This window comes from Streptomyces millisiae (assembly GCF_031845425.1).
Classification (GTDB): domain Bacteria; phylum Actinomycetota; class Actinomycetes; order Streptomycetales; family Streptomycetaceae; genus Streptomyces; species Streptomyces millisiae.
In genome coordinates this window covers 1-453 of record NZ_JAVREM010000302.1, presented here as the reverse complement: position 1 = coordinate 453, position 453 = coordinate 1, and the positions used below count along the sequence as shown (strand labels likewise).

At 66.4% G+C, this 453-nt stretch carries 1 protein-coding gene; it reads left to right on the top strand.

Features of this window, described 5'->3' with window-relative positions:
• Positions 1 to 41 precede the first annotated feature (41 nt).
• A partial coding sequence (locus RNC47_RS36790) for an AMP-binding enzyme (RefSeq protein WP_311605221.1) occupies positions 42 to 453 on the top strand: 412 nt, incomplete at its 3' end.

Sequence of the window (453 nt, the reverse complement as noted above, 5' to 3'; positions counted from 1 at the left end):
CCATTACCGCAGCCCGGTCCTACGATGCGGCCCCGGCTCGGATGGGCACCGACGGGAAGCCGATGCGCGGCGTGACGGTGCGGATCGTCGGCCCGGACGGCAGTGAACAAGCGGCCGGTACCGACGGCGAGATTGTCACCCAGGGGCCGGACCAGTTCATCGGCTACCGAGACCCGGCTCTCAATAAGGCTGCGTTCACCGCCGACGGCTGGTTCCGAACCGGCGATCTGGGGCATCTGGACACCAACGGACGGTTGACCATCACCGACCGCATCAAAGACGTCATCATCCGCGCCGGTGAAACCATTTCCTCCGGACAGGTCGAGGACGTTCTCAACGCACATCCCGCGATCGCTGAGGGCGCCGCAGTCGCCGCGCCACATCCGCGCTACGGCGACGTGGTTGCCGCAGTGGTGGTCCTCAAGCCCGGAGTCGCACTGGATCTCGACGAAC